Below are 15,765 nucleotides of genomic sequence, written 5' to 3'. Positions count from 1 at the left end.
TAACGCGTTATCAGGCAATGGTACGTTGGATCTCGATGGTTTCAAAGACTTCGATCACGTCGCCTGAGCGCACGTCGTTATAGTTCTTTACGCCGATGCCGCACTCCATGCCGTTACGCACTTCGTTAACGTCGTCTTTGAAGCGACGCAGCGACTCCAGTTCACCTTCGTAGATCACCACGTTTTCACGCAGCACACGGATTTTGTTGTGACGCTTCACCACGCCTTCCGTCACCATACAGCCGGCGATAGCGCCGAATTTCGGTAAACGGAACACATCGCGCACTTCCGCCAGACCGATGATTTCCTGTTTGTATTCCGGCGCCAGCATGCCGCTCATCGCCTGTTTGACTTCATCAATCAAATCGTAGATGACCGAGTAATAGCGCAGATCCAGGTTTTCCGCTTCGATGACGCGGCGAGCGGAGGCATCGGCACGCACGTTAAAGCCCAGCAGGATGGCGTTTGAAGCCGCCGCCAGCGTCGCGTCGGTCTCGGTAATGCCGCCCACGCCGGAGCCGACAATCTTCACCTTCACCTCGTCGGTGAACAAATTCTTCAGCGCGTCGCTGATGGCTTCGGCGGAACCCTGTACGTCAGACTTCAGCACGATGTTCAGCTCGGACACTTCCCCTTCGGTCATGTTGGCGAACATGTTTTCCAGTTTGGACTTCTGCTGGCGCGCCAGTTTGACTTCGCGGAATTTGCCTTGACGATACAACGCCACTTCGCGCGCTTTCTTCTCATCGCGCACTACCGTCGCTTCATCACCGGCGGCCGGCACCCCGGACAGACCTAGGATCTCGACCGGAATCGACGGGCCGGCGGAAGCCACATCGCGGCCCACTTCATCGCGCATGGCGCGCACGCGGCCGTACTCGAAACCGCACAGGACAATGTCGCCCCGATTCAGGGTACCTTCACGTACCAGCACCGTTGCCACCGGGCCACGGCCCTTGTCCAGGAAGGATTCGATGACGACACCGCTGGCCATGCCGTTGCGGATCGCTTTTAGCTCCAGCACTTCCGCCTGCAGCAAGATGGCGTCCAGCAGTTCGTCAATGCCCGCGCCGGATTTGGCGGAAACATGCACGAACTGGCTTTCACCGCCCCACTCTTCCGGAATGACGCCGTATTGGGTCAGCTCATTCTTGACCCGATCCGGATCCGCTTCCGGCTTATCGATCTTGTTGACCGCCACCACCACCGGTACTTTGGCCGCTTTGGCGTGCTGGATGGCTTCGATAGTCTGCGGCATTACGCCGTCATCGGCAGCCACCACCAGCACCACGATATCCGTCGCCTGCGCACCGCGGGCGCGCATTGCGGTAAAGGCCGCATGCCCCGGGGTATCAAGGAAGGTTATCATGCCGTTATCGGTTTCCACATGGTAGGCGCCGATATGCTGGGTAATGCCCCCGGCCTCGCCTGCCGCCACCTTGGTGGAGCGGATATAGTCCAGGAGCGAGGTTTTACCGTGGTCGACGTGACCCATGATGGTCACCACCGACGCGCGCGATTCCGCGGCGGCGGAGCTGCCGGTATCACGGTCGGACATCACCGACTCTTCCAGCTCGTTCTCACGGCGTAAAATCACCTTGTGACCCATCTCTTCCGCCACCAGTTGCGCGGTTTCCTGATCGATTACCTGGTTGATGGTCGCCATGGCGCCGAGCTTCATCATTGCTTTGATGACCTGCGATCCTTTCACCGCCATTTTGTTGGCCAGTTCCGCCACGGTGATGGTTTCGCCGATGACCACGTCGCGGTTCACCGCCTGCGCCGGCTTGTTAAAGCCCTGCGTCAACGTGCTCGGTTTACGCTTGCCCTTACCGCCACGGCCCACGGCACGCGCTTCTTCGCGATCGGCCTTGGATTCGGACAAACGGCTGGTCTTCTTCTGCCTGGTGGCTTTACCACCGCGGGTGCGGCTGCGGCGATCGCTTTCCACTTTGCGATCGTTTTCGTCTTCAGCTTCCCGGGCGTGGTGGAAGGTCGTAACGTGGTAATCGGTGGTGTCTTCCTCCGCCGGCTCAGGCGCGTTATCCCTGGTGCCGCCGCGTTCTTCGGCCATACGACGCGCTTCTTCCGCGACCTGGAGAGCCTTTTCTTCGACCTTGCGACGCGTTTCCTCTTCCGCTTTGCGTCTTAGCTCCGCGGCTTCGGCTTCACGGCTAGCTTTTTCAGCCGCCTGTGGTGACTTGGTCATAGTATTGGTCTGCTGGTTAGTCAATTTATCACTTTCCGCTGCCACACGTTTCGCTTGTTCAGCGGCCTCACGCTTGGCCTGCTGCTGAGCCAACTCTTCCGCTTCACGCCGGGCCCGTTCTTCCGCTTCAGCCTGCTCTTGCGCCTGCGGATCGCGTTGCACATAGGTGCGCTTCTTGCGCACTTCGATTTGCACCGACTTACTTTTACCGCCGGTGCTAGGAATATTCAAGGTGCTGCGCGTTTTGCGCTGCAAAGTTAATTTATTGGGCGCCGCGCCGCGATCGCGGTTCAGGTGCGCCAGTAAGGTTTCTTTTTCCTGCTGGGTCACAGAATCCACTGCGGTTTTATCAATGCCCGCATCAGCAAATTGCTGTACCAGGCGATCGACCGGAGTCTGTATTTCTGCGGCGAGCGATTTTACGGTTACATCTGTCATGCTGTTCCTTTCCTGCTACAGTTTATTACGCGTTGTCGCCAAACCAGCAAATATTGCGCGCGGCCATAATCAGCTCGCCGGCTTTTTCACTACTCAGCCCTTCAATATCTGACAGGTCGTCGACACCCTGTTCGGCAAGATCTTCCAGCGTACAAACACCACGCGCCGCCAGCTTGAACGCCATGTCGCGCTCAAGTTCAGGCAGACCCAGCAGGTCTTCAGCCGGTACGCCCGCGCCGCGATTCTCTTCCTGCGCCAGGGCAAGCGTGGTCAGCGCATTCTTCGCCCGTTCGCGCAGCGCTTCCACCGTATCTTCATCGAGCCCTTGAATTTCCAGCAGTTCGTTTATCGGTACGTAGGCCAGCTCCTCAAGAGATGAGAAACCTTCCTCCACCAGTACCTCGGCGAACTCTTCATCGATATCCAGATTGCGGGTAAAGATATCGATGGCCGCATGGGCTTCAGCTTGATGTTTTGCCTGCAGATCCTCTACCGTCATTACGTTCAGCTCCCAGCCGCTAAGCTGGGAAGCCAGCCGGACGTTTTGCCCGTTGCGGCCGATAGCCTGGGCAAGATTGCCCGCTTCTACCGCGATATCCATGGTGTGCTTGTCCTCGTCCACCACGATGGAGGCGACATCGGCAGGAGCCATGGCGTTAATAACGAACTGGGCCGGGTTGTCATCCCACAGCACGATATCGATGCGTTCACCGCCCAATTCGCTGGACACCGCCTGGACGCGCGCGCCGCGCATGCCGACGCAGGCGCCGACCGGATCAATACGCTTGTCGTTGGTCTTCACGGCGATTTTCGCCCGTGAGCCCGGATCGCGGGCGGCGGCCTTGATTTCAATCACTTCTTCGCCGATTTCCGGCACTTCAATGCGGAACAGCTCTACCAGCATCTCCGACCGCGACCGGCTGACAAACAGCTGCGCGCCGCGCGCTTCCGGACGCACAGAATATAACACGCCGCGAATACGGTCGCCGGGACGGAAATTTTCACGCGGCAGCATGTCTTCACGGCCGATCACCGCTTCGGCATTGCTGCCCAGATCGAGACTGATGCTGTCCCGGTTAACTTTTTTCACTACGCCGGTGACGATTTCACCTTCATGACTGCGAAACTGATCGACCACCATCGCCCGCTCGGCTTCACGCACTTTTTGCACGATGACTTGCTTGGCAGTCTGGGTGGTAATACGGTCAAACACTACCGATTCAATTTCATCTTCGATGTAGCCGCCAAGCTGCGCCTCAGGGTCGTCAAATTGCGCCGCGTCCAGGGTGATTTCCCGGGTGGGCTGAGTCACTTCGTCCACGATGAGCCAACGGCGGAAGGTATCGAAATCCCCCGATTTGCGGTCGATGCTGACGCGGACTTCGATTTCCTGTTCGTATTTTTTCTTCGTTGCCGTGGCCAGTGCCGTCTCTAACGCCTCGAAAATCTTTTTCCGCGGGACGGCTTTCTCGTTGGACACTGCCTCAACAACAGCCAGAATTTCTTTATTCATCCTAGTTGCCTCAGTAAAACGTTAAAAGTGGGGTACCAGGTTCGCTTTCTGGATATTGTTCAAAGCGAACACTTCATCTTTTCCTTCCACCGTCACGGTGATCATGTCACCGTCAACCGCTTTGATGATCCCCTGCCATTTACGGCGGTTTTGTACCGCGATACGGAGCACCACGCTGACGTCGCTACCGATAAATTGGCGATAATGCGCGGCGGTAAACAGCGGGCGATCCAGGCCCGGTGATGAAACTTCAAGGCTATAGGCCACGGAGATAGGGTCTTCGACGTCCAGTACCGCGCTGACCTGGTGGCTTACATCAGCACAATCATCAACGGTGATGCCCTCGTCACTATCGATATAAATGCGCAGCGTCGACTGGCGGCCACGAATAAATTCAATACCCACCAGCTCGAACCCCAGGGCTTCCACGGGTGCCGTGATCATCTCTGTCAATTTTTGTTCTAATGTGGACAAGGCCACCCCCAAGACATAAAAAAAGGGCTTATTAGCCCAGTATTACTGTAGTGAAATAACAAAAAACCCCGAAAATTCGGGGCGTTAAGTGACTGGACCCTGTAAACCGCAGGCGGTTTTGAAACCATTCCAGAAGAATCATTTTTCAAAACTCCTGTGATGGTAAACCTAACGCCTACAGACAGTATATTTGAAAAAGCACTCTAAAGGAATGTGGTTGCGGGGGCCGGATTTGAACCGACGACCTTCGGGTTATGAGCCCGACGAGCTACCAGGCTGCTCCACCCCGCGTCCGAAAACGATGAAAATACTACACTGATAACCCTGAAAAAGCAAGTTATCTCTGGGATTGGTACCGAGGACGGGACTTGAACCCGTAAGCCCAATCGGGCACTACCACCTCAAGGTAGCGTGTCTACCGATTCCACCACCTCGGCACTTTCTATCGACTCTTACGCTGCTGTTTCGTTGCCTTGCCGGGCAACGGCTTAACGCTTACTGCGGAATATCGTTACCCGGTTTCGCCGGCGCTTCGGCTGGTGCCTTATCCGCCTGCTGAGCCTGGTTCAAATTATCCCACTGGCTGCCTTTTTGACCATGATTGCTGCTCAGGTTGCCCAGCACCAGGCTGAGAACGAAGAACAGAGTCGCCAGCACGGCCGTCATACGGGTCATGAAGTTACCGGAACCGCTTGAACCGAACAGGGTGCCAGAGGCGCCTGCACCGAACGAGGCTCCCATATCAGCACCTTTACCTTGTTGCAGCATGATCAGCGCAACCAGGCCGACCGCTACCAACAGGAATATGACTAACAGAGCTTGGTACATAATCTTTCAGTATCCTTGCGGCTACCACCGCACGTTAAGCTATTGCAGCCCCCAATACGGCGCTTGGCGTCGCCGACTGAAGCGGGTGTGAATACTAACCAAAGCGCCCCTTGCGTGCAAGGGCATTTTACGGCTGGCTGACCGTTTGCGGAAAAAAACGCCAATGCCGTTCGCCGCCGGCGCTGGTCGACGGGGCCCGCCAAAGCCGCAGCGGGCGCTGACGCGCTGCTTATGCCGGCCAAAACCGCCGCCTTGTGCCGGCCGTCAGCGCAGCGTCAGCCTGTATATCCCGGACGGCGGCGTTCACCGTATCAGCGCTGAAAAATCTTACGTCGCAGCCCGCAGCTTTCATGACATCAGCATCAAAGAGTCTGGCGTTTCAGCTCGCGGCTTAATCGGCATCAATGTCAGGAGTCTGGCGCTTTAGCCCACCACGTCCACCGCATACGCGCCGAATTGCCGTACATCTTAGCCCGCGGCTTTTACGGCATCCGCGATCTGGTGCGCCAGCCGGCTGACCTGCTCGGTGTCATCCCCTTCTACCATAACGCGGATCAGGGGTTCGGTACCCGACTTGCGCAGCAGCACCCGCCCGCGCCCGGCCAGCTGCTGCTCCACCTCGGCGCTGGCCTGTTTTACCGCCGCCGATTCCAGCGGATCGTGAAGTCCGGCAAAGCGTACATTGACCAGAATCTGCGGCAACAGGCGCATGCCGCTGCAAAGGTCATGTAAATTCATATGATTACCGACCATCGCCGACAACACTTGCAGCCCGGCGATAATGCCGTCGCCGGTGGTAGTTTTGTCCAGCAAGATGACATGGCCGGAGTTCTCCGCGCCGATACGCCAGCCCTTTTCCTGCATTTTTTCCAGCACATAGCGGTCGCCAACGCGGGCGCGCACGAACGGCACCCCCAACTGCTTAAGCGCCAGCTCCAGGCCCATATTGCTCATCAGCGTGCCGACCACGCCGCCGGATAACTGGCCCTGACGCAATTTTTCCCGCGCGATGACATACAAGATTTGATCACCATCCACTTTCTGCCCCAGATGATCCACCATGATCACCCGATCGCCGTCGCCGTCATAGGCGATGCCCAGATCGGCTTTTTCCGCCAGCACCCGGCTTTGCAACAGACGCACATCGGTGGCGCCGCATTCCTGGTTAATGTTCATACCGTCCGGCTGGCAGCCGAGGGTCACCACCGTCGCGCCGAGTTCGCGCAGCACGCTGGGGGCGATGTGATAGGTCGCGCCGTTGGCGCAATCTACAACTATCTTCAATCCCTTAAGACTCAGATCGCCCGGGAAAGTCCCTTTGCAAAACTCGATGTAGCGCCCGGCCGCATCGACAATCCGGCTGGCTTTGCCCAGTTCCGCCGATTCGACGCAGGTTAACGGCTTGGCCAGCTCCGCCTCGATAGCTTCTTCCACCTCGTCGGGCAGTTTCGTGCCGTCGATGGAAAAAAACTTAATGCCGTTATCGTAGAACGGATTATGGGAGGCGGAGATGACAATACCCGCCTCGGCGCGAAAGGTGCGGGTCAAATAGGCGATAGCCGGCGTCGGCATAGGGCCGGTAAAAGCGGCGGACAGGCCGGCCGCGGCCAGCCCCGCTTCCAGCGCCGACTCCAGCATATAGCCGGAGATTCGGGTATCTTTGCCGATGATAATTTTACGCGAGCCGTGGCGCGCCAGCACCTTACCGGCGGCCCACCCCAGCTTGAGGACAAAATCCGGCGTAATGGGGGAATCACCGACCTTGCCGCGGATGCCGTCGGTGCCAAAATATTGATGATTGCTCATTGGAAATAGGTTTCCTTCGCTGAAAGCGTGGCTTGCACCACGCGCATTGCTTCCACGGTTTGCCTGACGTCATGAACCCGGATAATCTGCGCCCCCTGCAGCGCGGCGATGACCGCGCAGGCAACGCTGCCCGTAACGTGCTTCTCTGGCGGAAGGTCCAACAATTGACCTATCATCGATTTGCGCGACATCCCCACCAGCAGCGGCAGGCCGAGATGATGAAAATCCCCCAGCCGGGCCAGCAGTTGATAGTTATGCTCCAACGTCTTGCCGAAACCGAAGCCCGGATCGAGCAGCAGACGGTCTTTGGCGATGCCGGCCGCTTCGCAGCACTCAATTTGCTGCACAAAATACGCTTCTACCTCCGCCAGCACATTCTCATAGTGCGGCGCCTGCTGCATGGTGCTCGGATCGCCCTGCATATGCATCAGACAGACGGGCAGCTGGCTGGCGGCGGCGACGTCCAGGGCGCCCGGTTCGCTCAGCGAGCGGACATCGTTGATCAAATGGGCGCCGGCCGCCGCGCTTTCGCGAATAACCAGCGCCTTGGAGGTATCCACCGAAATGAAGGTGTCGAAGCGCTGCGCCAGCGCCGCCACCACCGGCACCACCCGTGCCGCTTCCTCTTCTGCGCTGACCGTCTCCGCCCCCGGGCGGGTGGATTCGCCACCGATATCGATAATGGCCGCGCCGGCGTCCAGCATCGCCGCGGCGTGATCGATTGCGGCGGCCAGATGCTGGTATTTGCCGCCGTCGGAGAATGAGTCCGGGGTTACGTTGAGGATCCCCATGACGCGCGGAATGGAAAGGCTAAGGGTACGCTCTCGAGCTTTTAGTTGCATAACGACGGTTTCCTTGTGCTGTGCAAACTGTAAGGCCGCTATCTTAGCATCTTCTGCGCAAAAAAAGCCCCGGCGTGTCGTATAACGCGGGGCTGTCGGTAGTACCGCGCCGGGGCCTTGCCGCCGACGCGGGAGGGAACCATTAACGGTTGCCGAACTGCTCCGACATGGTATTGCCGGGATTCGGCGTGCGCGGTCCATCCACCGGCGTCGGCGCGCGCGGCGTGCCGTCGTCGGCGCTATTGTCGGAGACGGTATCGTCCCAGCCTGCGGGCGGGCGGACCGCCTTGCGGCCCATCAGATCGTCTATCTGCGGCGCATCGATGGTTTCATATTTCATCAGCGCATCCTTCATAGCATGCAGGATATCCATATTTTCCATCAGCAGCGTGCGGGCGCGGACATAATTTCGCTCAATCAGCGACTTCACTTCCTGATCGATGATGCGCGCCGTTTCATCAGACATATGCTTCGCCTTGGCCACCGAGCGGCCGAGGAAAACTTCACCCTCTTCCTCCGCATACAGCAGCGGACCCAGCTTTTCGGAGAAGCCCCACTGGGTCACCATGTTACGGGCAATCGAGGTCGCCACTTTAATATCGTTGGAGGCCCCGGTAGACACTTTCGCCGGACCGTAAATGATCTCCTCGGCCAGCCGGCCGCCGTAAAGGGTGGAGATTTGGCTTTCCAGCTTCTGGCGGCTGGCGCTGATAGCATCCCCTTCCGGCAGGAAGAAGGTCACCCCCAGGGCGCGGCCGCGCGGGATAATCGTCACTTTATGCACCGGATCGTGCTCCGGCACCAGGCGGCCGATGATCGCATGACCGGCTTCATGGTAAGCGGTGGACTCTTTCTGCGCTTCGGTCATCACCATGGAACGGCGCTCGGCGCCCATCATGATTTTGTCCTTGGCCTTCTCAAATTCCACCATCGACACCACGCGCTTGCTGCCGCGGGCGGCAAACAGCGCCGCTTCGTTTACCAGGTTGGCCAAATCGGCGCCCGAGAAGCCGGGCGTGCCGCGCGCAATAACCGCCGCATCCATGTCGGGCGCCAGCGGGACGCGGCGCATGTGGACTTTCAGAATCTGTTCGCGGCCGCGCACATCGGGCAGGCCCACCACCACCTGGCGGTCGAAACGGCCCGGGCGCAGCAGCGCCGGGTCCAGCACGTCGGGGCGGTTGGTCGCGGCGATGACGATGATACCTTCATTACCCTCAAAGCCGTCCATTTCCACCAGCATCTGGTTCAGGGTCTGTTCGCGCTCGTCATGACCGCCACCGAGACCGGCACCACGCTGACGCCCGACGGCGTCGATTTCATCGATAAAGATGATGCAAGGCGCCGCTTTTTTCGCCTGCTCGAACATATCGCGCACGCGGGAGGCGCCCACGCCGACGAACATTTCCACGAAGTCGGAACCGGAAATGGTGAAGAACGGGACCTTGGCTTCTCCCGCAATGGCTTTGGCCAGCAGCGTTTTACCGGTCCCTGGCGGCCCCACCATCAGCACGCCTTTCGGGATTTTGCCGCCGAGCTTTTGAAAACGGCTTGGCTCGCGCAGATAATCCACCAGCTCGCTGACCTCTTCCTTCGCTTCATCGCAACCGGCAACATCGGCGAACGTCGTTTTAATCTGGTCTTCCGTCAGCATCCGCGCCTTGCTCTTGCCGAACGACATGGCGCCTTTACCGCCGCCGCCCTGCATTTGACGCATAAAGAAAATCCAGACCCCAATCAGCAATAGCATCGGGAACCAGGAGATAAAGATAGACGCCAGCAGGCTGGGTTCTTCCGGCGGTTCGCCCACGACTTTGACGTTTTTGGTCAACAGGATATCGAGCAGCTTGGGATCGTTGACCGGGATATAGGTGGTGTAGCGGTTACTGTCTTTTTTAGTAACGGTGATTTCACGACCGTTAATACGCGCTTCCCTAACCTGATCCTGATTCAATTCGGACATAAAGGTGGAGTAATCCACTTTACGCCCATTGGACTCGCTGGGCCCGAAGCTCTGGAATACCGACATCAGCACGACTGCGATAACTAGCCAGAGAATCAGGTTCTTCGCCATGTCACTCAAGGGATTAACCTCATATTACAACAGTGTTAACAATTAGCGTAGGGTACTATATTTTGCGCCCTGTCGCCACAATGTACACTTCGCGGGAGCGGGCCCGGGAAGCGTCTGGCTTACGGATTTTTACCTTCGTAAACAGGGAGCGTATTTCCCGCAGGTACTCATCGAAACCTTCTCCCTGAAAGACTTTAACCAGAAAACTCCCACCCGGTGTCAGCACATCCCGGCACATATCGAGCGCTAGCTCCACGAGATACATGGATTTGGGGATATCGACCGCCGGGGTACCGCTCATATTGGGCGCCATGTCGGACAGCACCACCAGCACCTTCTGCTCGCCTACGCGCTCAAGCAAAGCCTGCAGCACCAGGGGGTCACGAAAATCCCCCTGCAGAAAGTCAACGCCCACCATCGGATCCATCGGCAGGATATCACAGGCGATGATACGCCCTTTGCCGCCGATTTGCGTGGCGACGTATTGCGACCAGCCGCCGGGCGCCGCGCCCAGATCCACCACGGTCATCCCCGGGCGAAATAGCTTGTCGCTCTGCTGTATTTCATCAAGCTTAAACCAGGCACGGGAACGGAGTCCCTTTTTTTGTGCCTGCTGAACATATTTATCGCTAAAGTGTTCCTGCAGCCAGCGGCTGGAGCTTGCAGAACGCTTTTTGGTCGCCATCTTATTTTCCAGCTATCTTGTATAGAGTGCAGCGGTGGAAAGATTTGGCCGCCCATGTGCCGATATCGACGGACGCCGATTTGGCGATATGAATGAGATGGCGGTAGAATATGCCGTTTTCAATCCCAACCTAAGTAAAAAACACAAAGAAATCTGAATAATAAGCAAAAACAGCATCTTAAAGGGCTGGCCCATTCGCTGAAGCCTGTCGTCAAGCTGGGCAATAACGGCTTGACGGAAGACGTGCTCGCCGAAATCGAACAGGCATTGGGACATCATGAGCTTATCAAGGTGAAAATTGCCGCGGAAGAGCGCGAGACCAAAACGCTGATCGCCGATGCCATCGTTCGTGAAAGCGGCGCCAGCAAGGTACAGGTTATTGGCAATATTCTGGTGCTGTACCGGCCGGCTGCAGAGCGGAAAATTACGCTGCCCCGCCCGCTAACATCATCTTTCCGATGGAAAGATGCCACTCTCCGACCCACAGGAAAAGGCCACCCGCGGCCTTTTGCTTTTCTTTACAAAGCCAGCGGCGGCCCGCGGGGGGATAAGCGGACGGAGGCCGGCTGCGGCGCCGCCCGGACGTTTACAGATACTCCACCTTAAGGATCTCGTACTCCACCTCGCCGCCAGGGGTTTTGATGACGACGATATCCCCTTCTTCCTTGCCCACCAGCCCGCGGGCGATGGGAGAATTAATGGAAATCAGGTTTTGCTTGAAATCGGCCTCATCGTCGCCGACGATGCGGTAGGTTTGCTTCTCTTCGCTATCCAGGTTCTTCACGCTGACCGTGGCGCCGAAAATGACCCGGCCGCTCGGGGCCAGCTTGGTCACATCGATCACCTGCGCATTGGACAGTTTGGCTTCAATTTCCTGGATGCGGCTTTCGCAAAAGCCCTGTTGTTCCCGCGCGGCATGATACTCGGCGTTTTCTTTTAAATCGCCGTGCTCGCGGGCCTCGGCAATAGACCGGATAATTTCGGGGCGACGGACGCTTTTGAGATTTTCGAGCTCTTCCCGCAGTTTTTCAGCGCCGCGCAGGGTCATCGGAATCTGGTTCATAATTGTACCTCTATGTAAATTCTTCCTGCTAAAATAATCGCCGTCCTGGCGTGACAGGCGCTGGCGCGACGCGCGTTTGGCACACGCCGCTCACTAAGCGCAAAGCAAAAGTGAGGCAACCCCGGAATTGCTTCCCAGGCCAGCCTCAGTTTTGCATTTTGATACGTATTTTACCGCAGAGTTCGGTGTGGGTCATCGTTTACTTTATCCCTGTTTGCACCGTAGTATGACAGCACGTTACATTGCCGTTGCCCAAAATTATGCGTTTTTTACGATTAGTCATAGGATTGACCAGTGTTTTCATGCTTTCCGCACAGGCGGCGCCGGTTGAAAACTATACGGAATATCTGCCCGACGGCGCCAACCTGGCGCTGGTGGTGCAAAAAGTGGGGGCCCCGCAGCCCGTTATTGATTATCACAGTCAGCAGATGGCCTTGCCCGCCAGCACCATGAAGCTGCTCACCGCGCTGGCGGCGCTGTTGCAGCTGGGCCCGGACTATCGCTTTACCACCACCCTCGAAGCGGCCTCCGCGCCGGTGGGCAGCGTGCTGTGCGGCAACCTGACCGCGCGCTTCGGCGGCGATCCCACGTTTACCCGACAGCGCTTGCGCAATATGGTGGCCGAGCTGCGCAAGCAAGGCATCAAACAAATTACCGGTGACCTGATTATCGACACCTCGGTGTTTGCCAGCCATGACAAAGCCCCCGGCTGGCCCTGGAACGATCTGACGCAATGCATTAGCGCACCGCCGGGCGCGGCCATTGTCGATCGCAACTGTTTCTCGGTGTCGCTCTACAGCGCCCGGACGGCCGGAGAGCCGGCGTTTATCCGCGTCGCCTCGTATTACCCGGTGCATATGTTCAGCCAGGTGCGTACCCTGGCCCGCGGCGACGGCGCGGCGCAATATTGCGAGCTGGACGTGGTGCCGGGAGAGCTTAACCGCTATACCCTTACCGGCTGCATGACCCAGCGCGCCGAACCGCTACCGCTGGCGTTCGCCATTCAGGACGGCGCCAGCTATGCCGGCGCCATCCTCAAAGACGAATTGCAGCAGACGGATATCACGCTGAACGGCACGCTCCTGCGCCAGACGCAGCCCAGCCCGCCGGGACACATTTTGGCACAATCCTCTTCCGCACGGCTGCACGATTTACTGCATATTATGCTGAAAAAATCCGACAATATGATTGCCGACACGGTTTTTCGCATGATTGGCCACGAACGCTTTAAAGTGCCGGGCACCTGGCGCGCGGGCTCGGATGCGGTGCGCCAGATCCTGCGTCAGCAGGCGGGCATCGAATCTGGGCAACAGTATCCAGATGGATGGTTCCGGTCTGTCGCACCACGATTTGATTTCCACCGCCACCATGATGCAGGTGCTGCAATATATCGGTCAGCACGATCAGACGCTGGACTTTATCTCCATGCTGCCGCTGGCGGGTTATGACGGCACGCTCATGTACCGCGCGGGTCTGCATGAGGCTGGGGTCGACGGCAAAGTGTCGGCGAAAACCGGCTCGCTACAGGGCGTCTACAACCTGGCGGGCTTTATCACCACCGCCAGCGGTCAACGTATGGCGTTTGTGCAATATCTCTCCGGCTATGCGGTGCCGCCGGCGGATCAACGTGCGCGGCGCGTTCCGCTGGTGCGTTTCGAGAGCCGGTTGTATAAAGATATTTATCAGAATAACTAGCCGTTTCGCGCCCGGTCGGCCCACGCGCCGGCCGGGAGACGCCCTTCTTTCCTACAAGCGGCTGGCGATGATTTTTTCCAACAATTTCCGCAGATCACGGCAGCAGATGGCGGCCATCAGGTGCTCGATGTGCCGCAACGTGCCGTTGTCTTTGCGGCGATAGGGGCGGCCTTGACCGATGTCGACGACAAACTGCGCGATACAATCGGCGTTGTCCATAATGATATTGGCCTGTAGCATTTTGTCCGCTCTGACCCGCTCGATGAATTCCAGCGGCGTTAGGGGCCGTAATTTGCAGAAATTTTCATAGCCTTTCACTAAGGTCTTCGCGTAGGGCAGCGTCTCGCCATTGCGATTATTAATCGCATCATAGAACTGCTTTAGGATAGTCGTGACGTCCACAGACTGGCCGTTACTCGGCAGGAACAGAAAATCCTGGGCGCCCGCCTGGATATGGGAAATTTCATGCAGGATTGTGACATGCATCGGATAGTGTTTTTCAACCCTGTCGTTATCCACCATAATCACCACCCTGTTTCCCGCATCATTGGGCAGGGTCACGCCCAGCGGGATGGTCGGATCGTAGCTAAAGGGCTGACCCGGGGTTCTCGACGAGGCGAAAAGGATATTGGTTTTGGATAGCACAGGTAGTCATTGAGACTGATGTGACAATAGTGTAGCCGCAAAATGGCCTGGGTGAGGATAAGATCATCTTGGGTATGCAGCACGCCGCTGAGATAGCACCTGATGCTACTATCGCCGGCAATGTTCTGCGTCCCCGTCAGCGTATCTTCGATCTCGTCGAAATAGATATCAAGCGCACGCCTGACATAGTCATGGGCCAACTCAACCTCATGGATGAAACGCTTCAAGTTTTGCCGCAGATACTGAAAGGCGGGAGGAATGGTTTGCATCTGCTTGCCATAGGAATACACATGGACTTTGAAGTTACGCAGATACGCCATCACTCTGCCCTCTTCCCAACCCGCCGCCTCACAACGTCGAATTTCGTTCCGCGCATAGTACGCTTTTACCGTGGCGTCTAAATCCTCGGTCAGATCCTGCTTACGCTCGAACAGGAATTTATAGTACCCCATGGGATGAATGAAACTGGCCAGTCGCGACATAGGAAGGGGGGATGGCGAGTAGCTCGCCAGGGGAAAAAGCGACACGCTCTGCGTCTGTTGCGACGGCATCAGGTCATAGGTCGGGCGGTAGGCGTCTTGCAGGAGTGACAGACGCATTAATAGCCCCCGTGACACAGGGCGTGACGGCAACGCCGAACGGGGATGCGGTGGCGGACGGACCCGCGGCGGGCAACGCGGCGTTAATCTGCGCGCCCGTAACGATCGCGGCGTCGGACACATCCACGGCGGGCGACGCGGCATTGACCGGCTCACGCTTAACATTAACGGACGCGGAGCCCTCCTGGGCTCGCGGCGCGGCGCTAATCGCTCTCGCCATCGCACCGGCAAAGGCGGTGCCTATCGCCGGAAGCGCATCACCCCGACTCGCGGTACCCGTCCATAATCCACCGACAAGATTGCCATAACCGCTCAGGGTTTCGTTTGCAGGTGTGACGTCTCCCGCCGTCGGCTGAGGCCAATAAGGTGTCCAGGTGCTAAAAACCCGGGTCTCTCTGCTTCCTTGCGCCGAGGTGTCAATGACGTTGGCCGCCAGCATACACATCATATTGCGCCAGCCGCAGCCGGCGATGGCCCCGGGCCAGGGAACGCTGGTCATCCTTATCTGCGCGCCGTGGTCGCTGTGGAGGTTATTGCGATAACCCTCCCCCGATCCTCGCCGATAGGTAGGGTATCCGTTCGCGCGCGCGTCAGGCCTGCCGCCGTTGATGGCGGTTGCTGCGGGTATTGCCCCTCGCGCCAGGGCGGCGGTGGGGAGCGGCGTGGAGGCGTCCGCCTCACCGGCGGTCGCGTTCAGTGCGGCATAGCGTAGTTGACGGTAGGACGACTGTTCGGGCTTCTGCTGTTTTTTTACGCCATGACGAGAGCGGTTTTTGCCCCGTGGCTCTTTGCCGGGGGACGGGGTAGCCGGACTCCCGCCGCCGGGCTGACGCTGCCTGCGGCGCAGGAGGCAAAGGACACGCCTTTGCACCGTGGTTAGGCCGCGCGTGGGGC

The 15,765-nt window shown here is 58.0% G+C and carries 11 protein-coding genes, 2 tRNA genes and 2 pseudogenes; 2 read left to right on the top strand and 13 right to left on the bottom strand.

Annotated features, from left to right (window positions below):
* Positions 1–10 precede the first annotated feature (10 nt).
* The 10 genes from infB to rlmE form a co-directional block, all read right to left on the bottom strand.
* A complete protein-coding gene (gene infB / locus SOPEG_RS06740) occupies positions 11–2,647 on the bottom strand; it encodes a translation initiation factor IF-2 (protein WP_025244767.1) in 2,637 nt (878 codons plus the stop codon).
* A gap of 25 nt (positions 2,648–2,672) precedes the next feature.
* Complete coding sequence (gene nusA / locus SOPEG_RS06735; protein ID WP_025244766.1) at positions 2,673–4,160, bottom strand: transcription termination factor NusA; 1,488 nt, start codon at positions 4,158–4,160, stop codon at positions 2,673–2,675.
* Between the two features lie 21 nt (positions 4,161–4,181).
* Complete coding sequence (gene rimP, locus SOPEG_RS06730) at positions 4,182–4,634, bottom strand: ribosome maturation factor RimP (protein WP_025244765.1); 453 nt, start codon at positions 4,632–4,634, stop codon at positions 4,182–4,184.
* A 214-nt stretch (positions 4,635–4,848) separates the two neighbouring features.
* Positions 4,849–4,925: transfer RNA gene (locus SOPEG_RS06725), tRNA-Met, on the bottom strand.
* A 59-nt stretch (positions 4,926–4,984) separates the two neighbouring features.
* Positions 4,985–5,071, bottom strand: a tRNA-Leu gene (locus SOPEG_RS06720).
* Positions 5,072–5,129: 58 nt separating this feature from the next.
* Positions 5,130–5,462 (bottom strand): preprotein translocase subunit SecG, encoded by a 333-nt coding sequence (secG, locus tag SOPEG_RS06715; RefSeq protein ID WP_011410237.1) that lies wholly within the window; start codon positions 5,460–5,462, stop codon positions 5,130–5,132.
* 468 nt (positions 5,463–5,930) lie between these two features.
* Positions 5,931–7,268, bottom strand: a complete 1,338-nt coding sequence (gene glmM / locus SOPEG_RS06705; protein ID WP_025244763.1) for a phosphoglucosamine mutase — start codon at positions 7,266–7,268, stop codon at positions 5,931–5,933.
* Positions 7,265–8,110, bottom strand: a complete 846-nt coding sequence (folP, locus tag SOPEG_RS06700; protein WP_025244762.1) for a dihydropteroate synthase — start codon at positions 8,108–8,110, stop codon at positions 7,265–7,267. The genes glmM and folP overlap by 4 nt, the downstream gene beginning before the upstream one ends.
* 142 nt (positions 8,111–8,252) lie before the next feature.
* Entirely contained in the window at positions 8,253–10,184 is a 1,932-nt protein-coding gene (gene ftsH / locus SOPEG_RS06695; RefSeq protein WP_025244761.1) for an ATP-dependent zinc metalloprotease FtsH, read from the bottom strand.
* Positions 10,185–10,239: 55 nt separating this feature from the next.
* Positions 10,240–10,869 (bottom strand): 23S rRNA (uridine(2552)-2'-O)-methyltransferase RlmE, encoded by a 630-nt coding sequence (gene rlmE, locus SOPEG_RS06690; protein ID WP_025244760.1) that lies wholly within the window; start codon positions 10,867–10,869, stop codon positions 10,240–10,242.
* A 153-nt stretch (positions 10,870–11,022) separates the two neighbouring features.
* Here rlmE and yhbY point away from each other — a divergent pair.
* Positions 11,023–11,307: pseudogene (yhbY, locus tag SOPEG_RS06685) on the top strand (ribosome assembly RNA-binding protein YhbY); the annotation flags it as partial.
* 148 nt (positions 11,308–11,455) lie between these two features.
* Here yhbY and greA read toward each other — a convergent pair.
* Positions 11,456–11,932: a transcription elongation factor GreA gene (gene greA, locus SOPEG_RS06680; RefSeq protein WP_025244759.1), complete on the bottom strand. Its 477-nt coding sequence runs from the start codon at positions 11,930–11,932 to the stop codon at positions 11,456–11,458.
* Positions 11,933–12,192: 260 nt separating this feature from the next.
* On the opposite strand from greA, the pseudogene dacB reads away from it, so the two are divergent.
* Positions 12,193–13,627 (top strand): annotated as a pseudogene (gene dacB, locus SOPEG_RS06675) (serine-type D-Ala-D-Ala carboxypeptidase).
* Positions 13,628–13,678: 51 nt separating this feature from the next.
* Here dacB and SOPEG_RS06670 read toward each other — a convergent pair.
* Both SOPEG_RS06670 and SOPEG_RS06665 read right to left on the bottom strand, forming a co-directional pair.
* Positions 13,679–14,149: a hypothetical protein gene (locus SOPEG_RS06670; RefSeq protein WP_025244758.1), complete on the bottom strand. Its 471-nt coding sequence runs from the start codon at positions 14,147–14,149 to the stop codon at positions 13,679–13,681.
* A gap of 35 nt (positions 14,150–14,184) precedes the next feature.
* The gene (locus SOPEG_RS06665; protein WP_025244757.1) at positions 14,185–14,871 is read right to left on the bottom strand and encodes a hypothetical protein; all 687 of its coding nucleotides are present in this window, start codon (positions 14,869–14,871) and stop codon (positions 14,185–14,187) included.
* Positions 14,872–15,765: the final 894 nt, after the last annotated feature.

It is taken from the genome of Candidatus Sodalis pierantonius str. SOPE, assembly GCF_000517405.1.
Taxonomy (GTDB): Bacteria; Pseudomonadota; Gammaproteobacteria; order Enterobacterales; family Enterobacteriaceae; genus Sodalis_C; species Sodalis_C pierantonii.
This window is presented reverse-complemented; position numbering and strand designations above follow the sequence as displayed.

Bases quoted from the DNA above. Each gene is read 5' to 3' on its own strand.
- infB (WP_025244767.1), bottom strand. From the start codon at position 2,647: ATGACAGATGTAACCGTAAAATCGCTCGCCGCAGAAATACAGACTCCG.
- nusA (WP_025244766.1), bottom strand. From the start codon at position 4,160: ATGAATAAAGAAATTCTGGCTGTTGTTGAGGCAGTGTCCAACGAGAAA.
- secG (WP_011410237.1), bottom strand. From the start codon at position 5,462: ATGTACCAAGCTCTGTTAGTCATATTCCTGTTGGTAGCGGTCGGCCTG.
- glmM (WP_025244763.1), bottom strand. From the start codon at position 7,268: ATGAGCAATCATCAATATTTTGGCACCGACGGCATCCGCGGCAAGGTC.
- folP (WP_025244762.1), bottom strand. From the start codon at position 8,110: ATGCAACTAAAAGCTCGAGAGCGTACCCTTAGCCTTTCCATTCCGCGC.
- ftsH (WP_025244761.1), bottom strand. From the start codon at position 10,184: ATGGCGAAGAACCTGATTCTCTGGCTAGTTATCGCAGTCGTGCTGATG.
- rlmE (WP_025244760.1), bottom strand. From the start codon at position 10,869: ATGGCGACCAAAAAGCGTTCTGCAAGCTCCAGCCGCTGGCTGCAGGAA.
- greA (WP_025244759.1), bottom strand. From the start codon at position 11,932: ATGAACCAGATTCCGATGACCCTGCGCGGCGCTGAAAAACTGCGGGAA.
- SOPEG_RS06670 (WP_025244758.1), bottom strand. From the start codon at position 14,149: ATGGTGGATAACGACAGGGTTGAAAAACACTATCCGATGCATGTCACA.
- SOPEG_RS06665 (WP_025244757.1), bottom strand. From the start codon at position 14,871: ATGCGTCTGTCACTCCTGCAAGACGCCTACCGCCCGACCTATGACCTG.